The 20,541-nt window shown below is 58.6% G+C and carries 17 protein-coding genes and 1 tRNA gene; 9 read left to right on the top strand and 9 right to left on the bottom strand.

The window, feature by feature from the left end; translation table 11 throughout:
* Positions 1 to 230: 230 nt before the first annotated feature.
* Positions 231 to 860 carry a class I SAM-dependent DNA methyltransferase gene (locus D6Z24_RS13390; protein WP_129127105.1) on the top strand — a complete coding sequence of 210 codons (630 nt, stop codon included), beginning with the start codon at positions 231 to 233 and terminating at the stop codon, positions 858 to 860.
* 130 nt (positions 861 to 990) lie between these two features.
* Here the strand turns inward: D6Z24_RS13390 and D6Z24_RS13385 are convergent, their stop codons facing one another.
* The 4 genes from D6Z24_RS13385 to D6Z24_RS13370 form a co-directional block, all read right to left on the bottom strand.
* Positions 991 to 2,382, bottom strand: coding sequence for a cytochrome C (locus D6Z24_RS13385; RefSeq protein ID WP_129127104.1), 1,392 nt, complete (start codon positions 2,380 to 2,382; stop codon positions 991 to 993).
* A 236-nt stretch (positions 2,383 to 2,618) separates the two neighbouring features.
* Positions 2,619 to 4,076, bottom strand: coding sequence for a tetrathionate reductase family octaheme c-type cytochrome (locus D6Z24_RS13380; protein WP_129127103.1), 1,458 nt, complete (start codon positions 4,074 to 4,076; stop codon positions 2,619 to 2,621).
* 142 nt (positions 4,077 to 4,218) lie between these two features.
* Positions 4,219 to 4,548, bottom strand: a complete 330-nt coding sequence (locus D6Z24_RS13375) for a hypothetical protein (protein WP_129127102.1) — start codon at positions 4,546 to 4,548, stop codon at positions 4,219 to 4,221.
* Positions 4,549 to 4,624: 76 nt separating this feature from the next.
* Positions 4,625 to 6,364, bottom strand: coding sequence for a DUF3373 domain-containing protein (locus tag D6Z24_RS13370; RefSeq protein ID WP_129127101.1), 1,740 nt, complete (start codon positions 6,362 to 6,364; stop codon positions 4,625 to 4,627).
* A 454-nt stretch (positions 6,365 to 6,818) separates the two neighbouring features.
* On the opposite strand from D6Z24_RS13370, the gene miaB reads away from it, so the two are divergent.
* The 8 genes from miaB to D6Z24_RS13330 all read left to right on the top strand — a co-directional run bounded on the left by miaB (position 6,819) and on the right by D6Z24_RS13330 (position 14,622).
* A complete protein-coding gene (gene miaB, locus D6Z24_RS13365) occupies positions 6,819 to 8,144 on the top strand; it encodes a tRNA (N6-isopentenyl adenosine(37)-C2)-methylthiotransferase MiaB (RefSeq protein ID WP_129127100.1) in 1,326 nt (441 codons plus the stop codon).
* A complete protein-coding gene (locus D6Z24_RS13360) occupies positions 8,137 to 8,667 on the top strand; it encodes a bifunctional nuclease family protein (RefSeq protein WP_129127099.1) in 531 nt (176 codons plus the stop codon). The genes miaB and D6Z24_RS13360 overlap by 8 nt, the downstream gene beginning before the upstream one ends.
* A 156-nt stretch (positions 8,668 to 8,823) precedes the next feature.
* Positions 8,824 to 9,894 carry a M42 family metallopeptidase gene (locus D6Z24_RS13355; RefSeq protein ID WP_129127098.1) on the top strand — a complete coding sequence of 357 codons (1,071 nt, stop codon included), beginning with the start codon at positions 8,824 to 8,826 and terminating at the stop codon, positions 9,892 to 9,894.
* 269 nt (positions 9,895 to 10,163) lie between these two features.
* Positions 10,164 to 11,633, top strand: coding sequence for an IMP dehydrogenase (gene guaB / locus D6Z24_RS13350; RefSeq protein ID WP_129127097.1), 1,470 nt, complete (start codon positions 10,164 to 10,166; stop codon positions 11,631 to 11,633).
* Positions 11,634 to 11,653: 20 nt separating this feature from the next.
* Positions 11,654 to 13,204 (top strand): glutamine-hydrolyzing GMP synthase, encoded by a 1,551-nt coding sequence (gene guaA, locus D6Z24_RS13345; RefSeq protein ID WP_129127096.1) that lies wholly within the window; start codon positions 11,654 to 11,656, stop codon positions 13,202 to 13,204.
* 105 nt (positions 13,205 to 13,309) lie between these two features.
* On the top strand, positions 13,310 to 13,969 hold the full coding sequence (locus tag D6Z24_RS13340) for an HAD family hydrolase (RefSeq protein ID WP_129127095.1): 660 nt from the start codon (positions 13,310 to 13,312) through the stop codon (positions 13,967 to 13,969).
* Between the two features lie 85 nt (positions 13,970 to 14,054).
* A complete protein-coding gene (flgM, locus tag D6Z24_RS13335; protein WP_129127094.1) occupies positions 14,055 to 14,348 on the top strand; it encodes a flagellar biosynthesis anti-sigma factor FlgM in 294 nt (97 codons plus the stop codon).
* A gap of 199 nt (positions 14,349 to 14,547) precedes the next feature.
* A tRNA-Gly gene (locus D6Z24_RS13330) sits at positions 14,548 to 14,622 on the top strand.
* Here D6Z24_RS13330 and D6Z24_RS13325 read toward each other — a convergent pair.
* The 5 genes from D6Z24_RS13325 to D6Z24_RS13305 form a co-directional block, all read right to left on the bottom strand.
* Positions 14,623 to 15,954: a tyrosine-type recombinase/integrase gene (locus D6Z24_RS13325; protein ID WP_129127093.1), complete on the bottom strand. Its 1,332-nt coding sequence runs from the start codon at positions 15,952 to 15,954 to the stop codon at positions 14,623 to 14,625. It lies immediately after the preceding tRNA gene.
* A gap of 128 nt (positions 15,955 to 16,082) precedes the next feature.
* The gene (locus D6Z24_RS13320; protein ID WP_129127092.1) at positions 16,083 to 16,454 is read right to left on the bottom strand and encodes a MerR family transcriptional regulator; all 372 of its coding nucleotides are present in this window, start codon (positions 16,452 to 16,454) and stop codon (positions 16,083 to 16,085) included.
* Between the two features lie 9 nt (positions 16,455 to 16,463).
* Entirely contained in the window at positions 16,464 to 16,919 is a 456-nt protein-coding gene (locus D6Z24_RS13315; protein WP_129127091.1) for a hypothetical protein, read from the bottom strand.
* A gap of 2 nt (positions 16,920 to 16,921) precedes the next feature.
* A complete protein-coding gene (locus tag D6Z24_RS13310) occupies positions 16,922 to 17,989 on the bottom strand; it encodes a hypothetical protein (RefSeq protein WP_129127090.1) in 1,068 nt (355 codons plus the stop codon).
* On the bottom strand, positions 17,989 to 18,213 hold the full coding sequence (locus D6Z24_RS13305; RefSeq protein ID WP_129127089.1) for a hypothetical protein: 225 nt from the start codon (positions 18,211 to 18,213) through the stop codon (positions 17,989 to 17,991). The genes D6Z24_RS13310 and D6Z24_RS13305 overlap by 1 nt, the downstream gene beginning before the upstream one ends.
* Between the last annotated feature and the right edge of the window lie 2,328 nt (positions 18,214 to 20,541).

The following is a 20,541-nucleotide window of genomic DNA, read 5'->3' as shown; positions in this document are numbered from 1 at the left end:
GCAACGCCAGCAAAAAGAACCGGCACAAGCATTTTGTCGCCCCCTCATCCGCCCCCTCCACTCATCACCACTCCTCCCACTCGTCCACTCCTTCCATTCTTCCCATTCTTCCCATTCCCGCCGCCCGCGGCTCCACCATGTCCGCCGCAAGCACCACCACCCCTTGACATTCATCTTCTTGAATACTATGCTGCACCAGCCAAAGACCCAAAGACCCCGGAGGCAGAGCCATGCAAAACGACAACAAGCGGGATTTCGATGCCGTAGCCGAAAAATGGGACGAGGAACCCCGTCGTCTGAAGCTCGCGCAAGAAGTGGTGGCGGCCATGCGCCGGGAACTTCCCCTCACCCCCTCCATGCAGGCCCTTGACTACGGTTGCGGCAGCGGGCTGGTCACACTGGGGCTGCAGCCCCTGGTTGGCCGTATTACCGGCGCCGACAGCTCCAATGGGATGCTGGAAGTTCTGCAGCGCAAGATCAAAGAGCGCGGACTATCCAACGTTTCCACCGTGCTGCTGGATCTGGAACATCAGGAACTCGAGCAAAGCTACGACCTGATCGTGAGCAGCATGACACTGCACCACGTACAGGACGTGGCGAGTCTTATCAACTCTCTTGCCCAATCCCTCAACCCCGGCGGTTGGCTCGCCCTGGCCGATCTCGAGAGCGAGGACGGCACCTTTCACGACGACCCGAAAGGGGTTTTGCACCATGGTTTCTCCAGGGAGTTTCTCACCGAGGCATTTTCCCGATGCGGCCTCACCGATGTCCGTGTGGTGACCGCCACAACGGTAGACAAGAAACGTGAAAACGGTGCGGTAGTCCCGTATCCTGTGCTGCTCTGCCTTGGACGCAGGTAGCGGCTAAGGGGACTGGCTCCGCAGGTGCCAGTCCCCCTTCTTCCCGTCCCATTCGCGCTCATAACCATGAACTAAAAAAGGCCCTCCTTTGCAGGAGGGCCTTTTTCATTCGTTACCGCGAAGAGAATGCCTACCACTCTTCCTTCTGTTTCTTGGCAACCTTCTCCATGTAGAGCTCAGGACTTGTCAGCTTCACGATCTCCTTATCGCTGTAGCCTAAATCCTTGAAGTTGAGCACGCCGTTGGGAGCGTGGCAATTCGCGCAGTAAAGCGCCTTCGTCTTGGTGACCAGGTGGTTGCTGCCGAAGTAGATCGTCTGCCAACCCGGCACCGCCTCCTTGGCTATCTTCTCCGGGTTCTTGAGGCCGAGGGTTTTCGCCGCGGAGAGCACTCCGGCGCGGGTATCGCCGTTGGACATCGGCTGGGCGAAGTCCATGGAAAGAAGCTCGCCCGTCTGTTTGTTGTAGTAGGCCCTCCCCTGGAAGATCTTGAACGGGGTGATCTTGCTCTTGCCGTCCTTCCTGCTCCCCTTGGGGCCGATGAAATGCGGCGTGTTCTTCACCGTCCCGTTGTACCAGGCGTACGCGGGCGTCGTCTCGTTCGCCTCTTTCTTCAGCGTGGTCGGCTCGTAGAACTTGTCCGGGGTCTGTTCCCACACCGTGAAGTCCTTGGCGAAGGCTCCCCCGGTGCGGGGGATATGACAGGTCTGGCAGGCGATCTTCGCGCTGTGGCGGTTAAGATCGGCGTCCTTGTGCGGTTTCACGCCGTGGCAGGAGGTGTCGGCGCAGGAGAGGAACACGCCGTCGTTCGCCCAGTTGTTGGGATCGTGACCGGTAGGCATCTTGTGGTTTTTCGTCTTGTGACAGTCCACGCAGACCATCCCCTTGGCGGCATGCGCATCGGTGTCCTTGGTGAAGGAGAAGCCGCGCTTCACGATGACGCCGCCACCTGCCGCCTCATGACAGACCATGCAGTTCTTGACGGTAGGCTTGCCGATGGCAAGTGCCGCCTTGGTGCTGCGGTCCTGTCCCATGACCACTTCCCCTTTTTCGTTCTTGAACGCCTTTCTCTGCCGGAAGTCGTATTCGGTGGAGTGGCAGACCAGGCAGTCGACCGCGGCTGCCGCGGCGGGGCCGGTGCTGCCGACGTCGGAGAGGTGGTTGCCCGGATGGCAGGTGTTGCATCCGGAGAACTTGCTCTTGCCGGTGACCGGGCTCTTCGGGATCTCCTTCAGGTTGTTAACGATGTCGTTTCCGTTGCACATGACGTAGATGCGGTTTTTCATCCCGTACTCAAGCTTCGGGTTGATGTTGTCCACGTTGGTTACCTTGGATGCGTGCTTCCAGTGCACCGTGTCCAGAAAGGCCTTGGCGGTGCCTGGGTGGCACTCCTCACAGGTCTCGGGCCCCTTGTAGCCGCTCTTCTCGATGGATTCTTTCCCGGGATGTTCGCTTGCTGCCAGGGCAGCCGTCGCTGCCAAGGCAAGACAAAGCACGACCGCCGTCACGCTTTTCTTACTCATAAAGGCCCTCCTCGTGTGTTTGATCGCAATCCGTAATGTTATCGGCAGATGGCGTTAATAGTTTAGTATTCTTCCGAGGTATGTCGAGTCTTCCGCTGATACTATTTCCCGCCCGCGTGGTGACAAAGGGGCTTTCTCTCAGTACGTGCGAGAGGTGGCGCCGTGACAATACGCGGACCCAACGGAAAAAGGGGCGGATTGCTCCGCCCCTTGTCCCATCTTATCTGATTTTTCGACTACTTCTTGGCCACCTTCTTAGCAGCTTTGGCGAGCCTGCCGCCGGTCTGCATCGGGTCGGCCTTGTAACCAAGCGCCTTCCAGTCGAGGCGGTTGCCGCCCATGTGGCACTCACCGCACTGCAGCGCCTCTTCCTTCGGGGCTACCTCGTGCTGTGCCGCGATGTAAGCCTCGGTGTTAACGAACTGGTACTTGCCGCTGTAGGGGAGACCGGAGCCTTCGGCGCCCAGGCGGCACGCCTTATCCCAGTTGTAGTCGACCCACAGGGACTTGTACTGCTGGAAGATGATCAGGTTCTTGTACTTCGAGTCCATCGGCTGGTCGCCCTTGTAGAGCTTGTAAGGGTAGATCTTGGCCTTCTGGTCCTTGATGTCGCCGACCGGACGCATCATCATCACCGGCTTCTTGGGATCCTTGACCTTGTCACCCACCATGTAGCGCTCAACCAGGCCGTTGCTCCAGGCGTAGACCGGCTTCACGTTCATGCCCCAGATGAAGGTCCCCTTGTGCTTCGCGAAGGTTTCCTTGTCGAACTGCTCTTCGGCGGTGATGTTCTTGCCCACATCGGACCAGTGCCATGCCATCTTGGTTGCCTGGCCTTTGGCGAAGAACGGGATGTGGCAGGTCTGGCATGCCACGGTCGCGAGGTGCTTGTTGATGATCGCGCCGTTTTTGGCCTTCTTGTGCGGGGCCTTCGCGCCGGAGTGGCACTGCTCACAGTTCACGCGGGTATCGTAGTGCGCCATCATGCTCGAGGCGCCGCCGATCTTGTGCTGCTTGGTGACGTGGCATGCCTGGCAGGCCATGTCCTGGCCGCCGCTTTCCTTGGTGCCCATGTGGACGTCCTGGGACTTCTTCGGTTTCTCGAGGGTGGAGTCAAGACCAGCGTTTTTCACCGCGTCGCCGCCGCCGCCGTAGAAGTGGCAGGAACCGCAGTTCTTACGGCCCGGCAGGCCTACGCTTTGTGCCGCAACGTTCAGGTCCATGCTCTTTTTGTCGATGCTCTTGCTGTCGACATCGCAGCCGACGGCTGCCCTGGTGTAGTTGCCCTTCTGCGCATGGCAGATGAGGCAGTCGACCTTGGTCTTGTCGGTGAAGTCGAAGTTGGTACGGGTCCAGCCGTAACCGGCGTGGCACTTGCCGCAGGACTCGTGCACCACCCCTTCCTTGCCCCCCTGGATCGAGGTGCAGAAGGAGTTGATCATGTTGGACTTACCGTACTTCTTGGTGCTCTTCTCCATCCCCTTGACCATGTTCGGGGTCCCGGCCCAGGTCCAGTGGGTAGTTTTCATGAAGTCAGCTGCCTGCTGTTCGTGGCACTCAAGGCAGACCTTGGTTACCTCGGTACCGCTTTTAAACGGCCCCTTGACGAACTCGGAATGGTCGACCGCCGCCATCCCTTGGGCGGCTGCCGCAAGCATCGCGATCCCCGCCAGAATTCCCAGAATACCTTTCATATAACCTCCCGTGATGAAGCGGCTAGGCGCCGCCTGAAACACTATTTAAGGCCTTATATATATTAAATTTGATATACATTTGGCCAAAAAGAAGCGCTGCAATTCGAAAACTACAGCGCCGTCTACGAGGAACCCGGTCGGACTAGCAGCCCGCTGTTTTCCTGAACAGTTTGGAGACGTTCTTGCCGTCGATAACCTCGTACTTGCAGCGGATCTCGTCCCCTTCGACGATCCTGTGGTCCTTGAACTTGTCCAGGGTGAGGTCGTCGTTCACGGTGATGACCACGGGCTGCTCGGTTTTGTTGTCCTTCAGGGTGGCGGTGGCGGTTTTTGCGTCGGGGCCGGCGATCTCGATCTTGGTGATCACGCCTACCATCTTGATCTCTTCGCCTGCGCTTGCCATGCTGCCGAAGCAGAGGATGCTGAGCGCTGCAACTGCTACCAGGACCATTACCGAAACTGCTTTTTTCATCTTCGTTCTCCTTTTATGGGGGCGGCGGCTTGGCCGCCGCCCCTGTGCATGGTGTTTCGTCTGGTGCTGCTACGTCCTAGAATTTGACCTCGAAGGTAGCGTAGATGTCACGAGCGTATTTTACCGGGGTCAGCATCATCATCCTGTTGTTCACTTCGGAAATCTTCACCGGAGCGCCTACCCAGTTGTTGCTCCCGGTGTAGTCGAAGTCGTACCACTGGAAGCCGACCCTGAAGAAGGCCTTGGAGAGGTAGGAGGAAACCGGCTTGGAGTTGATCTCCTGGATCAGGTAGCCTTCGTAGACGTTACCGCGTGTCCCGAGCTTGGTGGTCCACATATCGTCAGCAGCAGGAGCGAAGGTGATCCAGTTCTTGGAGCCGTGGTTGTACTCGACGCCGACCTTGGTCTTGGTCGGGGTGTAGTCGTAGCGTGCACCCGCATATGCCGCCCAGCCGGTCTTGCTGGTCGGTTTTTCCGGATCGAAGAAGCCGCCGGTCATGAGGCCCTGGAAGCCGGCCTGAGAGGAGACGTTGTCGTTCGGGTGGGTGACGCTGAGGCCTGCGTCGGCGAAGAAGTTCAGGTTGCCCGGGCCGATGTTCTTCAGGGTGCTCATCGCGCCGGCACCGTACCAGTCGATGGCGCCGAGGTCGGTGGACGGGTAGGTGTTGCCGAACGCGGTGTCTTTCATCGCCGGGAAGTCGAAGATGTTGAAGCCGCGGTTGTACTGCAGCCAGACGCGCAGCGGGTCGGTGTCGACCGGGATGATGGCGAGACCGAGCATGTCGGTGTCTTTCAGGTTGTTCGTGGTGGTCTCGAAACCACCCTCGAAACCGCGGCCGTAGCAGATCTTGGCGTAAGCGCCGGGGAGCCCTTCGATGTCCGGTGCCCAGCCGATGGTCATGCCGTCAAAGGCGTAATCGACGAGAAGTGCCGGAGTGCCGCCGTTGCCCGGGCGCTCGTTGTTGGTACGCAGGTTGTTAGGCGCCCCGTCGGTGGAGGGGCGGCGACCTACGGAGAACCAGATCGGCTGGTCGGCGATGTTGCTCCAGGTGGCGTAAGCGCGGTCGACGTTCAGCAGGCTCGAGGAGGGAACGTGGCCCAGCGTGCCGTCGAAGGTCCCGACGCGGTCGGCGAAGAACGGGGTGCCGCCGGAGTTGGTCACGGCGTTGTCGTCCTGGGCGCCGAACACCTTGTATGCGAGCAGGCGGACGTTCACGGTCACGTCCTTGGTCGCCTTGGCGTGCAGGTTGAGGCCCAAGCGGTTGGTGTAAAGGGTGTCGTTGTTCGGCTTGTAGGCGGGAACGGTTGCGGCGAAGTTGTTGAGGCCGCCGAGCATCTGCTGGGTGGTGGGGGTCTGGAGGAACTGCCCTGCCTGCGAGTAGGTCCTTACACCCGACATGGCGTTGGAGAAGTTCATCAGACCGCTAAGCATAGCCGCGTTCATGCCCGGAGCGGCGCTCGGGCCGGTCGGGTCGGCAAAGAAAGCAGCCTGCAGCTGGTTGGCCGCGTTGGTGAAGGTGCCGTTTGCGTCGGTGTAGCCGACGGTACGGCCGTTCAGGTTGTCGAGCCTGAAGCGGTAGTCGCCACCGATGGTGAGCCACTTGCCGAGGGATTTTTCCTCGATCTTGTCAACCTTCTTGGTGAGGTCGGCGATCTTCTTCGGGTCGGAGTTCTTCTGCTGCTCCTCGAGTTTCTGCACCTTCTTGGTGAGGTCGTCGATCTTCTTCTGCATTTCCTGGTCGTCCGCCTGCGCGGCCGCCGGAACAGCCAGTGCGCAAAGGGCTGCGCCTACCAACAGCTTTTCCAGTTTTTTCATGTACTTCTCCTTTTTCTGTTCGCTGGTGTTGAACCAACTTTCTTCAGAGAATATTGCAGATGCACGTTGTCGTGCCGAGGTAACTCATTAAACGCTGGACGCTACTGCCCTAATCGGCGCATTGACCGGTAGATTTAGGGGAAATGTGTATTTTTGGAGATTTATAATGGTTCCAGAGTTATCCAGTCATTAATAAAATCTGGATTGGAAGGGTCGTGCGTCAGTGGGATTTTGGAGCGGGGCGCTTGCCGGGACTCCTAATGAGACTTATAAATCCAGCGCGCGTGATATGTCAATATATTTTTTCTCGAATATATCGCTAGGTCCATGATTTATATGCATTAATATTGTATTCACTGACTGGGGGGCGGGGGGCGTGGAAGACGCTAATAGGTGTTGACGGCAAGCCGCGAATTCCCGTACTATTCACCAATTTAACCGACAGGATGTGGGCGTGATCAAGGCAAAAAAGCTTTACCTGGAAACGTTCGGTTGCCAGATGAACGTGAGCGATTCCGAAAAAATAGTGACCCTGATGAAGGGGATGGGCTACGGGCAGACGCAGGAGCCGGGAGAAGCCGACCTGGTGCTGCTGAACACCTGCAGCATCCGGGCGACCGCCGAGCAGCGCATGTACGGCCATCTCGGCAGGTTCAAGTCGATGAAGAAGAAGCGTCCCGAACTCATCATCGGCGTCGGCGGGTGCGTGGCCCAGCAGGAAGGAGAGGAACTCCTGAAGAAGGCCCCCTTCGTCGACCTGGTTTTCGGCACGCACAACCTGCACCTGCTGCAGAAAATGGTCGCCGGGGCGGAGCAGGGGAAAAAAAGCGTCGCCACCGACTTTCTCGACGACGAAAAACGCTTCGACCTCTTCCCGCACGCCGAGAACGAGGGGGGCGTAACCCGTTTCGTCACCGTCATGCAGGGGTGTGACAACTTCTGCGCCTACTGCATCGTGCCGCATGTGCGCGGGCGCGAAATCAGCAGAAGCACCGACAAGGTGGTCGAGGAGGTGGCGGCACTCGCCGCGGCAGGCGTCACCGAAGTCACCCTCTTGGGGCAGAACGTGAACTCTTACGGCTTCAAGGAGGACGCGGCGCCCGACTTCGCCGAGCTCCTCTTCCGGGTGGCCGAGGTGGACGGGATTGAAAGGCTTCGCTTCACCACCTCGCACCCAAAAGACATCTCCCCGAGGTTGATCGACTGCTTCGCGCAGATTCCGAAACTCGCCCCGCACATCCACCTCCCCGCCCAGTCCGGCAGCGATGAGGTGCTGAAGAGGATGAACCGCGGCTACACCCGCGCCGACTACCTCGCCAAGGTGCGCGCGCTGGAGCAGGCCTGCCCCGGAATCCAGATCACCGGCGACATGATCGTAGGTTTTCCCGGCGAGGACGAAGCGGCTTTCCGGGAGACCATGGAACTCATCGAGGAGGTGCGCTATGCCGATCTCTTCTCCTTCATCTATTCCCCCCGTCCGGGCACGAAGGCCGCAGATTTCCCCGACGAGGTGACCAGGAAGGAGAAGCAGGGACGCCTGGAGCTCCTGCAGTCAGCACAGAAGCGGATCACCCTGGAGAGGAACCAGAGCCTGGTGGGGAGCGTGCAGCGGGTGCTGGTGGAGGGCGCTAGCAGCAGCGGCGACTCCCTCTTCGGCAGAACCGGAGGCAACCGGGGGACGGTCCTGCATGGAGACCTGGCCCTGGCCGGGCGTATCGTCGAGGTGCGCATCACCGAAGGGCTGCAGACCCTGCTCAAAGGGGAGATCCTGCATGCCTGAGAAGGGGGAGAAGGAACCGATGTACGTCGAGATGAAGGTATTCGGCTTCGCCATGGATGCCATCGCACAGATGCCGGTCATCATCCTGAAGGATCCCGAGGAGAAGTTCGCCGTGCCGGTCTGGATCAACGCCTCCGAGTCGGTTTCCTTCGCCGCGCAGTTCGTGGGGCGGGAGATGAGCGCCCGCACCGCCCGACGTGACGTCTTCAGCGCGCTGATCGAGCACCTCGGCATGACCGTAGTCGGCATCTACGTCGAGAGCCTGCGCGACGGCGTCTTCACCGCTTCGGTGCGGGTCGTCGACGGCGCGGCCGAAGAGATCCGGCTCGAAGTGCACGTGGCCGAGGCGATGCTCTTTTCCCTGAAATACCGCCTCCCCGTGTGGGTGAGCGACGAGGTGCTGGCCCAGGCGTCGAAGCTCGACATGAACGAAGAGGGTTTCGCCCGCGAAAACAACGCCCGCCGCTTCGTCGATTTCCTTGACCACATGGACCCCTCCGCCATGGGCAAATACCCCATGTAGAGGCGGCGCTTCCTGCCCGCCGAACCGGCGATGGCGCCAGGCGAGGTGCGGATGTAGGGTTGAACGTAAATCTAAGGACGTATAACTTATAACGTAGAACGTAGAACGTAGAACTTAGAACGTGATTAATAGCAGCGTCAATCCGGAGGAAAGACCATGCGCGACGCATCATTTCAATTTCTGCAGCAGCTTCTGGACGCGCCGAGCCCCTCGGGGTACGAGCAGCCGGCCCAGCGCGTTTTCCGCTCCTACATAGAACCTTTCTGCCAGGTCGCCACCGACGTCATGGGGAACGTTTTCGGCATGATCCAGGGCGAGGGGAAGGAACGTCCGCGCGTCATGGTGGTGGGGCACTCCGACGAGATCGGCCTGCAGGTGCGCTACCTGGACGACAACGGTTTCATCTACTTCTCGCCGATCGGCGGCGTCGATCCGCACATCACCCCGGGGATGCGCGTGCACGTGCACACCTCCCGCGGTGCCGTAAACGGCGTCGTCGGCAAGCGCCCCATCCACCTGATCGAGCCCAAGGAGCGCGACCAGGTGATCAAGCTGGACGCCCAGTATATCGATATCGGCGCCGCCAACAAAAAGGAGGCCCTCGAGTGGGTCCGGGTCGGCGACCCGATCACCTTTGCGAGCAGCTTGGAGCGTCTCTTCGGGGACCGCGTGAGCTCGCGCGGTCTCGACGACAAGGCGGGGAGCTTCGTGGTCGCCGAGGTGCTGCGCCGCGTCTCCGAGCTCCCGAACCGGCTCCCGGTCGATCTCTACGGCGTCTCGTCGGTCCAGGAGGAGGTCGGCCTCAGGGGCGGCACCACGAGTTCCTACTCGGTGAACCCGGACGTCGGCATCTGCGTCGAGGTTGATTTCGCCACCGACCAGCCCGACGTGGATAAAAAGCACAACGGCGAGGTGGGGCTCGGCAAGGGGCCCATCCTGCCGCGCGGCGCGAACATAAACCCGGTGCTCTTCGATCTTCTCTCCGACACCGCGCGGGACAACGGCATCGCCGTGCAGTACACCGGCATCGCCCGGGCCACCGGCACCGACGCGAACCCGATGCAGATCTCGCGCGGCGGCGTCGCGACCGCCCTCGTGAAGCTTCCGCTGCGTTACATGCACACCCCGGTCGAGACCATGTCCCTCTCCGACCTGGACCATGCGGTCGAGCTTATCGTCGCCTCCCTCTCGAAGATGGGGAGAAGGGACGCCTTCATCCCGATGTGAAAAAAAGCCCCCTCCCGAAAAACGCGAGGGGGTTTTTCGTAGCGCAGTGAGCCGCGGTGCGCACTCAGTGAAGCCGCGGCGCCGTGAGGAGCGGATGCGCCGCACCGGGATTTTCCCGTACCCATTAGCAGCGGTAGTGTAGACGCTAAGGTTGGGAAATCCTATGCTTTTCCCTTTGTCATTAGCCTAATTTTAGTTGACTTGCCTTCCCCCTTGTAATAGGTTTTCCGGTTAAAACCTGCCGCCCAAACAACAAAAGGAGCCCCCTAATGTTAGAAAGCAGCCTTCCCGAAGGTCTCACGTTTGACGACGTCCTGCTTCTCCCAGCCCACTCGCTTATCCTCCCCCGCGATACCGACCTTTCCACCCGTCTGACCAACAACATCCAGCTGAACATCCCGCTGGTGAGCGCCGCCATGGACACCGTCACCGAGTCCAGGGCCGCGATCTGCATGGCCCGGGAAGGGGGCATCGGTTTCATCCACAAGAACCTCACCGTCGCCGAGCAGGCGATGGAGGTGGACAAGGTGAAAAAGAGCGAGTCCGGGATGATCGTCGATCCGATCACCATGCGCCCGAACCAGCGCATCCGGGAAGCCCTCGAGATGATGGCCAAGTACCGCATCTCCGGGGTGCCGATCACCAAGGCCAACGGGAAGCTGGTCGGCATTCTGACCAACAGGGACCTCCGTTTCGAGACCGACCTCGATCTCCCCATCTCCGCCAGGATGACCAAGCGTAACCTGGTCACCGTGCCGGTAGGGACCACCCTGGAACAGGCGAAAGAGCACTTAAAGCACACCAGGGTCGAGAAGCTTCTCGTCGTCGACGGGGAGAAGAACCTCAAGGGGCTCATCACCATCAAGGACATCGAGAAGATCAAGAAGTACCCGAACGCCTGCAAGGACTCCCTGGGTCGCCTGAGGGTCGGCGCCGCCGTAGGCCCCACCCCGGACGTGGACGCACGCATCGAGGCGCTCATGAAGGCCGGTGTCGACGTCGTCGTCATCGACACCGCCCACGGCCACTCCCAGGGGGTCATCGACGCCATCGCGCGCATCAAGAAAACCTACCCGGGCCTTGAGCTCATCGCCGGCAACATCGCCACCGCGGCCGCCGCCGAGGCGCTCATCAAGGTCGGCGTCGACGCCATCAAGGTCGGCATCGGACCTGGCTCCATCTGCACCACCCGCGTGGTCGCCGGTATCGGCGTGCCGCAGATCACCGCCATCGCCGAGTGCTCCCGCGTCGCCAAGAAGTACAACATCCCGCTCATCGCCGACGGCGGCATCAAGTACTCGGGCGATCTCACCAAGGCGATCGCAGCCGGCGCCGACGTCGTCATGATCGGCTCCCTCTTCGCCGGTACCGAGGAGTCCCCGGGCGACACCATCCTGTACCAGGGGCGCGCCTACAAGAGCTACCGCGGCATGGGCTCCATCGGCGCCATGAAAGAGGGGAGCAAGGACCGCTACTTCCAGAGCGACGTCGACTCCGACGTGAAGCTCGTCCCGGAAGGGATCGAGGGTATGGTGCCGCTCAGGGGACCGCTCTCCGCCAACGTGCACCAGCTGATGGGCGGCCTTAGGGCCGGCATGGGCTACACCGGCAGCCGTAGCATCACCGATCTCCAGGAAAACGGCCGCTTCGTCAGGATCACCGGCGCAGGTCTCAAGGAATCCCACGTCCATGACGTCATGATCACCAAAGAGGCCCCGAACTACCGCGTTGAGAAGTAATAAAATATAAGGAATTCAAAATGACCGTAGATATCCACTCAGAGAAGGTGCTGATCCTCGACTTCGGCTCCCAGGTGACCCAGCTCATCGCACGCCGCGTGAGGGAACAGAGCGTCTACTGCGAGATCCACCCCTACAACATGGCGCTCGAGAAGATAAAGGCGTTCGCACCGAAGGGGATCATCCTCTCCGGCGGCCCCTCCAGCGTCTACGACAAGGATGCCCCGCACTCCGACCTCGGCATCTATGACCTAGGCATCCCGATCCTCGGGATCTGCTACGGCATGCAGCTCATGACCCAGCAGTTGGGCGGGCGTGTCGAGCGCTGCGACAAGCGCGAGTTCGGCCGCGCCACCCTCTCCCTCGACGGTGCGAGCGAGGTCTTCGCCGGCTTCGACGGCGGCGCCGAGGTCTGGATGTCGCACGGCGACCGCATCGAGGAGATGCCCGCCGGCTTCGTGAAGATGGCCCACACCCAGACCTGCCCGGTAGCCGCCATGAAGGACGACAAGCGCCGCTTCTACGGCGTGCAGTTCCACCCCGAGGTGGTGCACACCCCGCGCGGTGACGAGATGATCGGCAACTTCCTGTTCAACGTCTGCGGTTCGAAGCCGACCTGGACCATGGCCAACTTCATCGAGACCGAGATCGAGGATATCCGCAAGAAGGTCGGCACCGGCAAGGTGCTCTGCGCCCTTTCCGGCGGGGTCGACTCCTCGGTCGTCGCGGTCCTCATCCACAAGGCGATCGGCGACCAGCTCCAGTGCGTCTTCGTTAACAACGGCCTTTTGAGAAAAGGGGAGGCCGAGAAGGTGGTGAACCTCTTCACCAAGCACTTCAAGATCAACCTCGACTACGTCGACGCCACTGACCGCTTCCTGGGCGTCCTCTCCGGCGTTTCCGACCCGGAGAAGAAAAGGAAGATCATCGGCAACGAGTTCATCTACCTCTTCGAGGAGGAGGCGAAGAAACTCGGGCAGGTGGATTATCTCGCCCAGGGAACCCTCTACCCCGACGTCATCGAATCCGTCTCCACCAAAGGGCCTTCCGCCGTCATCAAGAGCCACCACAACGTGGGCGGGCTCCCCGAGAAGATGAACCTGAAGCTCCTCGAGCCGGTGCGCGAGCTCTTCAAGGACGAAGTGCGACTCCTCGGCAAGGAACTCGGCATGCCCGACGAGGTGGTTTACCGTCAGCCCTTCCCGGGCCCCGGCCTCGCCATCCGCTGCATCGGCGAACTCTCCGGCGAAAAGCTCGACATCCTGCGCGAAGCCGACGCCATCGTCATCGAAGAAATACGCAAGGCTGGGTTATATCGCGACATCTGGCAGTCATTTGCCGTCCTCTTGCCGGTGAAAACCGTCGGCGTAATGGGCGATGCCCGCACCTACGAGTACACCGTCGCCCTGCGCGCGGTGAACTCACTCGACGGCATGACCGCCGACTGGGTGAAGCTCCCGTACGAGCTTCTGGGGAGCATATCCTCCCGAATCATCAACGAAGTGAAGGGTGTCAACCGCGTGGTTTACGACATCAGCCAGAAGCCCCCCGCAACCATCGAGTGGGAATAAACCGGGCCGGCCTCTTCCCTTGAGGTCCGCTTTTTGCACAAATACACCGCGGTGACCGCCGGCAAGGCCGGTCGCCGCGGTTCTTTCGTATCTGGAGAGTGAAAAATGGGTCCAATCCGGCTGCTCATCTTCGACCTGGACGGCACGCTCATCGACTCGCTGCCCGACCTGACCGACGCCACCAACCTGATCCGCGAGAAATACGGGCTCCCAAGGATCGGCATCAGCGACGTCCGCAAGATGGTCGGGCGCGGGGTGCGCAACCTCGTGGAGCGGGCCCTCCCCGGGGTGGGCGTGGAGGAACTGGACCGCGCCACCGAAGTCTTCATCGAATTCAACCTGGCGCACATAGCCGACAAGACCAGGCCGTATCCCGGTGTTCCCGAGACGCTCTCCGATCTCTCCGGTCTCGGCATCCCGATGGTGGTCCTCTCCAACAAGAACGTGGCCCTTTGCCGCGAGGTGCTCGGGAAGCTTGGCCTTGAGCGGCACTTCACCGACATCTTCGGCGCCGACTCCTTTCCGTACCGAAAACCTTCCCCCGAGCCCGTCCTGGCCGTCCTTAAGGGATTCGGGATCCCCGCCGCCGAGTGCGTCATGGTGGGGGACAGCATCAACGACATAGCCGCGGGAGGCGGAGCCGGTGTCTGGACCGTCGGGTGCAGCTACGGCTACGGCGAGATGAGCGAACTGGAAGGCGCGAGCTACCGGGTCGGTGACTTCCCCTCGCTGTTGCAGCTTCCCTTCATCGAAAAGAAAAAGTGATGCCGATTGAAAATTAGCTAAAGTTATTCGTCCGGGTGTCGAAACGAAAGTAGATCTACAACCAACCTACTGGGGGCGTAATCAGATGAAACTTGAAGAGCTCAATACCAACCCGGCCGCAACCCATCTTGCCGTCGTGCGCAACGACAAGCCCGAGACGGGCGACGCACACGCCGAGACCGCGGCCAGGAAGCAAACAGCCGCCGACAAAGTCGAGCTGTCGAGCTACATGCCCGTAGTCCCTACCTCCAAGCAGAGGAGGGAAGACATCCGGGTGGAGAAGGTAGAAGAGTTGCGTTCGCAGATCAAGAGCGGCACCTACGAGGTATCCAGCCAGGATCTCGCCCAGAAGATGCTTTCCAAGCTCGTCATGAAGTAAATCCATTCCCGGCGTCTTCCGCTGCCGGTGTCGTGCACCCTCTCCCTCCGGGAGAGGGCAGGGTGAGGGCTTCGGCCCCGAAAACGCACCCGCCTCTCGAGCACCTGGAAGAACAGCTGCCCTGTCGGAAGAACATCATCGCTTCGGGAAAATCATTGACAACGAGTTGCGGATAAGGTAAAAAGTTCATCTCACTTAGGCGGGAATAACTCAGTGGTAGAGTGTCAGCTTCCCAAGCTGAAGGTCGCGGGTTCGAATCCCGTTTCCCGCTCCATTAAAAACTGCCTACGCTTAAGTAGTTATCAGCCATCAGCCCGTGTGTCTCACTGTAAGTCTCACTGTGAAATGCACGGGCTGCCGCTTTTTCAGGAGCAAGGTAGTCCCACCCCAGATACTCGATGATGTCCCGGCGCTCTTCCACCAGACCATGACGATACCGGCCATACACCCCGAATATGATCTGCTTGTCCCTGTGCCCCATAATCTCTACCAACCGTACCGGCGTCATGCCCGCCACCAGTGACCACTGAACCAAACTGTGACGGGTGCTGTACGGCGTCTTGTTGGTCAGTCCCGCCGCTTTAAGCGCACGGTCCCATACGTTGCGATAGGTACTGAAGCTAACCCGCTTCCCGCTTGGCAAGGAGAACACATACTCATTTGGTGAAGCTGCCATTGCCGCATCAAGGCACCGTTTCATGGCGGCGGTCATGGGGATTTCCCGCTTGCGGTATTGGGTTTTGCCGCCCTTTTTCTCCACCCCGCGCGAAATGCTGCTGCGGACATAGAGGAACTTCTCGGTAACATCCGCTTTCCGCAACCCCAACAACTCTGAGGCAATCAGACCGGTGTGAATCTGAATCTCGGTCAAGGGAAGGTAGAACGGTTCCATGCAGCCAAGAAACGACTGCCACTCTCCGAACAGGAAAATCTCACGCTCCGCCTTCTCTTCCTGTTCCGCCTGCATCGAGATGGCTTCCTGGGCCATGGTGAACGGCTCAAGCAACTGAACCCACTGGTGCTCGCCGCGTGCATCCCGCCAAATCTTTTTCAGCGGGGAAAGGATATTCCGCTTCCGGTGCGCCGAAAGAGATTTGCCCTTGTTCTTCCCCTCCTTCTGCTTGAGGGAATTCACCACGTCCCGCAGATACGGCCCGGTAATCGTTGAGAACGGTACCCGGCTGAGCTTAGGAATCAGCCAGTAGGTCAGAATCTGCCGGTAGTCAATCTGCTTGCTGTTGGAATACTGGGGCAACACGGTTTTCATCCACTTCTGGGCATAATCGCCAAACAGGACATGCTGCGGGTCGGGGTGGAATTGCCGCTGTTCCTTTTCCGTAAAAAAGCGCCTTGTCTCAAAATCGGCATCAGGAAACGTGGTGGCAAAGCAAAAGGTGCGGTTGGCGATCTTTTCCCCGATTCTGTTCAGGAGCGTGGTCAACTGGTCCCGACTCTCAGGAGTATCGAGAAGGCCGGACGACATGCGTATCCGCCGCTCATGGTAATACATATCGATATACAAAAACTCCGACCGCTTCATTCGGACAATGGAGCCAAAGGTCGGCTTGGCCGCCACTGCCTGTAGGTTGAACTCTTTCTTTCTCATTTATGTTTTCCCCATAGGCGACCCCTCCTTTCTATCCGGCTACGGACAGGGGGGCAGTATATCATAAAATCGCTAACTGCAGGTGGATAAAGGCATTGCGGCGGGTGCAATGCCTTTATCCGGCTTAGCTATAGGTCGTAATTGATTCGTTTGCCGTACCTGTTCTTGCGCTTCTCCTTCGATACTTCGACAACTGTGCCTTGCTCTGCACAATCGTCGCTGTCATTCGGGCTGCAATCCTCATGGAGCCTTTCAATGAGCCGACGGCACCAGTGAAACCGAATAACCCGCTCGATCTGGATATAATGCCTGCCGGGCTGCAACCTGCCGGACCTGATCCATTTCCAGACCGTCGTTTCCCCTACCTGCATCCGCGCCGCGAACTGTTCCAACGTGATGACCTCAAGTGGCGCCGATTCAAGATGCACGGTGGAGCGGGTGAGAATCAGCCGTTCGTCACCGAGACCTTTAACAATCTCTTCAAGGGAGTGAGAGTTCATAGGCATCCCCTACCTGAGCCCGCCGACCGTAGCCCGGCGCTTCTCGAACAGGTAGCCGTGCCGGACAAGCTCGGGCGGCTCAATACCGCAACTGTCGATGGTTTCCCCCCGGAAGTTCTGGCGGAACTCCGGTGAGTGGTTCGGGTGGCAACCGGCGGCAACACTGATAACCGATAACTTAAACAAGACCCTTATCAGCTCCGATTTCTTGACCTGCAAATACCGGCTGACCAACCTTAGGCCGTTCTTGGTAATGCCAAGGGCGGGCACCAGACGGGTCTTGTACTTGTCGAGTTGCCACGAGCCGTCTTCCGCCAGCTTCCAGACCGGCAGCCACAACGTCACTACCCCAACCTCGTAAACCGGCGTTCGGCCAAAAATGGCAACTACCGTCAGGGCATGGGCAAAACGGGCTAGCAGGGTCAAGTCCTCCTTGGTTATGTCTTTCCTGTGCAAGGTTCCCATGACTAGCCCTCCTCGCGGTACGGCGAGAAGAACGCCTTGAACTGGGAAAGGTCGTATTTGCCGGGATCGTAGAAGAAGTTAAACTTGTGGCGAAATGCCATGCGGTACTGCTGCTTCTGGGCGAACTGATAGAGCACGTTCGTCTTCAACAGCTCTACACCCTCGACCTGGGGCAGTTTTTCGCCGGCCAGTTCCTGAAGATAGCGGCCAAACTCAACAGCCTGCTCGTAGCCAGTGCGGGCGTACTTCGTGCTTTCGGCAAACTTGCCCACCAACCGCCGCAAGGCGTTGAACTTTTCATCCGACCTGCGGAAGCTGTTAAGGACACGGCGGACCCGGAACCGCATTGTGGTAAGGTGCGGCTCGTCAATCATGATTTGCAAATGCCGGGGCTCCGGCCCCTCGTAGCAGTGCACAAGGTAGTTCCCGACCGGAATCCAGTTCTTGCGAATATCCTTGTAGCCCTTCCGGGGTGTACGGGAGAGCCGGTATACCCGGTTGCTGACCCGCAAATCCTCCTTCCGGTACTCACCAAAGAGCATGACCGGATCGAACAGGCAGGCGGAAAGCTTGCCTGTTACGGAGACGCGCGTGTAGTAGCTTCTCAGGTACAATTCCAGCTTGTCCATGAATGCTTCGTCACTGGCCCCCATGAGGCGCAGATTCTCCCTCATGCGGGTCTCGTCCGGTTCACGAGGGTACTCGTCCACCCTGACAAAGTAATTGCGGATATGCCCGGCGATATTCGCCCTAAACCAGGAAAGGGCGTGGCTGATGTCCTCGCAGATATGCAGGGAGCCGTGTTGCCGCTCCAAGACCGGGGCAAGTGCCAAACGGCACTGGTTCATTATCAGTGCGTCGCCGTAAATCTCCATATCCCGGCTCTTGTGAAAAAACGGGTCGGTGCATTCGGTGGCGACAACCTTTGTCTGCGGTCGGTCGGCAAACCAGATCAATTCACCGGTGCGGAAGGTACTGATTCGGGCCAGTTCCGCCTGCTTGTGCCGCACCTGCATATAGGCGGCATTAGCGGCAATACCGGCGCACTCAAGGGGTATCAGCGTTGCCATTAGTTCCCCCCCCTCTCGCCGGTCTTCTTCTCCAGCGCCTTTAACTCAGCATCAAGACCCTTCAGGTGCTGGCGGATGCTGTTCACAAGGTCGGCACTCAAGGAAACGGCAAACCCGAGTCGGGCGGCCCTTGTCTTGAGGCTGTCCAGTTTTGCGGCAACGTCGGACGGGATATCAACGGTGATGCGAATGCGCTTCTTCTCGCGCGGTTTCAGTTTCGACATGGGGTAGTCCTCCCAAGGGAATTAGTTCCCTGCAAGGGGCTTAGGTACTGCAATACAACCGATACCCTTGCGCCGCTTGATGCGGCTATCGGTGGACTAATAATCTGATGACAGGAAAACCAGCGGAAAGATGAATGGTGGGAATTGATCGCTACATGAACAAGATGGGATGGCGATAACGGGTATGAATGGCAAACTGATAGATACGGGCGGCTATAAAAACCAGCCCAAGGCAGGAGTTAATGTAATTGCTGGATTTGAAGGGTAATGGAATGGAAATGAAAAAGGTCAAGTCGGGCGACATGACCATGTTAGGAGTGTTCTGGGCGCACTTCGGCCCTTGATGCTTCACGATGTGTCCGCCGGAAGGAGCAGGTATCCTCCGATTGCGGACAGACGAATCTCTTAGAAAAACTGCAAAAGAATAACCGATTTGGTTCAGACTCGTCGAAAACGACGAGATGGAAATAAAGCCCCTTGCAGGGGTGTCGGGGAAAATCCGACGATAAATTATGTACAACAAAACAATGCCCAAGTCAAACAGAATAATCTTGTAAGTAGCTGTTTTTTCTATTTATACCACAAAGTGCACCGGATGGGGCTGTTTCTATGGAGAATCGGAACGAAGGGGTGTTACCTGCTTATGTGCTGGCGACTCCCAAAAAGTAACTTTGTACCTTGCTCCCTCATTCTACCAACTTCAAAAGTCCGTAATCGGCTAAAACCTAGTCGTGTCTCCCTGCCGGTGTCACGGCTGCAACGAAAGCGGCACCTTCCCGGTCGCCGAAAGGTCGCCGAAAGGTCGCCGATTAGGCGACGTTTCGGCATGAGCAATGGTGCCTAAACGGCGAAATTCATTTTAACAGAATACGGTGCTTCGGATTGCACGGGCACCTTAATGGTGCCCGTGCGGGCAACAATACGTCACCACGTTGGCACCGGTCACGGCACAGGTAGGGTGACAAACGGATACATCGTGGGTGCCCGGCTGGTTGCCCGATAAAGGATTTTTTCTTTGCGATGTTCGCATCATGCGTAAGCATGACCGGAGTGGGGTATAAGGCGAACATTGCGCTTCCGCATTCGCCAGAATGCGGATACCATCATCCGCATGAACACGCGATAGAATTTGGCCCCAGAGCCTACCCGCACAGAATTTGGGCACAGACCCAGAAAGGAGAAGGAAGACCAGAGTAGTTGCCGGGACGTTGACACCCTCCCTTATTGTCCGCCAGGACAATATGTATATGTCAATCGTCGGCATGCGGACACCAGCCGCGCAGCAGCAATCCGAAGCGTTCGTTTACCATGATTAGCCACCATGGGAACAGTGTTGCCAGCACTGTGTTAGTAAGCGAGCGATAAGGAGTGGGGGAAAGCCGGAGAAGCTATCGAAAGAGGCACGTCCGGTTTGGAGACCAGCACTTAAGAGCTACCCTATGCACCAAAGGAGGCCGCCAACCTCTGCATGGGATGTGATTATGTGTTGAGTCTACGACGGACTGGAGTGGTGCGCCTGGATAGGACCTGAACGTAACCCCATGACGGGGATAGGGGCTATGCCCAAACGCAAAATACCTATGCCGGTATATGCGGTGCTGAGAGGATTAGCAGTTGCAAGGGTGGCACCTTGCGAATCGGCTATCTGTGAAGCCTCACAGCATTAGAGCAGCACGAAAAAGCGGATAACCGCGACCGGCAGGCATGGTAGAGCAGTTAAACGGTGAGCGAAAGCGAAGCTTCATTTTAAAACTACGAAAAGATGATGAGTAAGGAGAGCCGTGACACTCCGTATCCCAAATTTGATGACCCCGGAATATTGGTTTCATCAGTGGCGCAAGCCACCATCTTCAGTAGCACAGAAGCCACCGTCACCATGCTATATTTAAGCGTTCGTTAAGGTAGAACTTATGCTCGGCGGGCTGGTCAGTACGACGGTGCCGGGAGGGTCCGAATCGGGGAAGTAACCTTTCGACTAAGGTCGGGAGGGCTCGGAGCCGTGGTAGTAACCCAATATATGCGATGTTTGCAGTATGCGACTCTTTCGACCTGAGTACACATGTGAAGAGCATGGGGCACTCGATCCGTACCCGCAAGGGATGGCATACGGAGAGGGGTAAGCGAAGTTTAGAGCGCGTGCACTGAAAAGGTGCCTGGGCGAAGCACGGTAGCCACACGCTGCTGTTCTGGTGATGTTGTTGTAGGGTGTTGTGCAGTCAGTATCGGCAGGTTTGAATTCTCCAACGGTTGGAGCAATCCACCGGCAGTAAATGTTGAAACGTGGGACCGGTCGCTTTAACGCTATAATGCAGGGCGAGAAACCGTTTT

The sequence above is a fragment of the Geomonas oryzae genome, from assembly GCF_004117875.1.
Taxonomy (GTDB): domain Bacteria; phylum Desulfobacterota; class Desulfuromonadia; order Geobacterales; family Geobacteraceae; genus Geomonas; species Geomonas oryzae.
Note: the sequence above shows the minus strand (reverse complement) of the source record. Positions and strands in the feature narration are given on the sequence as shown.

What these genes read in the sequence shown, in the direction of transcription:
- D6Z24_RS13390 (WP_129127105.1), top strand. Translation starts at nt 231, where the DNA reads ATGCAAAACGACAACAAGCGGGATTTCGATGCCGTAGCCGAAAAATGG.
- D6Z24_RS13385 (WP_129127104.1), bottom strand. Translation starts at nt 2,382, where the DNA reads ATGAGTAAGAAAAGCGTGACGGCGGTCGTGCTTTGTCTTGCCTTGGCA.
- D6Z24_RS13380 (WP_129127103.1), bottom strand. Translation starts at nt 4,076, where the DNA reads ATGAAAGGTATTCTGGGAATTCTGGCGGGGATCGCGATGCTTGCGGCA.
- D6Z24_RS13375 (WP_129127102.1), bottom strand. Translation starts at nt 4,548, where the DNA reads ATGAAAAAAGCAGTTTCGGTAATGGTCCTGGTAGCAGTTGCAGCGCTC.
- D6Z24_RS13370 (WP_129127101.1), bottom strand. Translation starts at nt 6,364, where the DNA reads ATGAAAAAACTGGAAAAGCTGTTGGTAGGCGCAGCCCTTTGCGCACTG.
- D6Z24_RS13360 (WP_129127099.1), top strand. Translation starts at nt 8,137, where the DNA reads ATGCCTGAGAAGGGGGAGAAGGAACCGATGTACGTCGAGATGAAGGTA.
- D6Z24_RS13355 (WP_129127098.1), top strand. Translation starts at nt 8,824, where the DNA reads ATGCGCGACGCATCATTTCAATTTCTGCAGCAGCTTCTGGACGCGCCG.
- guaB (WP_129127097.1), top strand. Translation starts at nt 10,164, where the DNA reads ATGTTAGAAAGCAGCCTTCCCGAAGGTCTCACGTTTGACGACGTCCTG.
- guaA (WP_129127096.1), top strand. Translation starts at nt 11,654, where the DNA reads ATGACCGTAGATATCCACTCAGAGAAGGTGCTGATCCTCGACTTCGGC.
- D6Z24_RS13340 (WP_129127095.1), top strand. Translation starts at nt 13,310, where the DNA reads ATGGGTCCAATCCGGCTGCTCATCTTCGACCTGGACGGCACGCTCATC.
- flgM (WP_129127094.1), top strand. Translation starts at nt 14,055, where the DNA reads ATGAAACTTGAAGAGCTCAATACCAACCCGGCCGCAACCCATCTTGCC.
- D6Z24_RS13325 (WP_129127093.1), bottom strand. Translation starts at nt 15,954, where the DNA reads ATGAGAAAGAAAGAGTTCAACCTACAGGCAGTGGCGGCCAAGCCGACC.
- D6Z24_RS13320 (WP_129127092.1), bottom strand. Translation starts at nt 16,454, where the DNA reads ATGAACTCTCACTCCCTTGAAGAGATTGTTAAAGGTCTCGGTGACGAA.
- D6Z24_RS13315 (WP_129127091.1), bottom strand. Translation starts at nt 16,919, where the DNA reads ATGGGAACCTTGCACAGGAAAGACATAACCAAGGAGGACTTGACCCTG.
- D6Z24_RS13310 (WP_129127090.1), bottom strand. Translation starts at nt 17,989, where the DNA reads ATGGCAACGCTGATACCCCTTGAGTGCGCCGGTATTGCCGCTAATGCC.
- D6Z24_RS13305 (WP_129127089.1), bottom strand. Translation starts at nt 18,213, where the DNA reads ATGTCGAAACTGAAACCGCGCGAGAAGAAGCGCATTCGCATCACCGTT.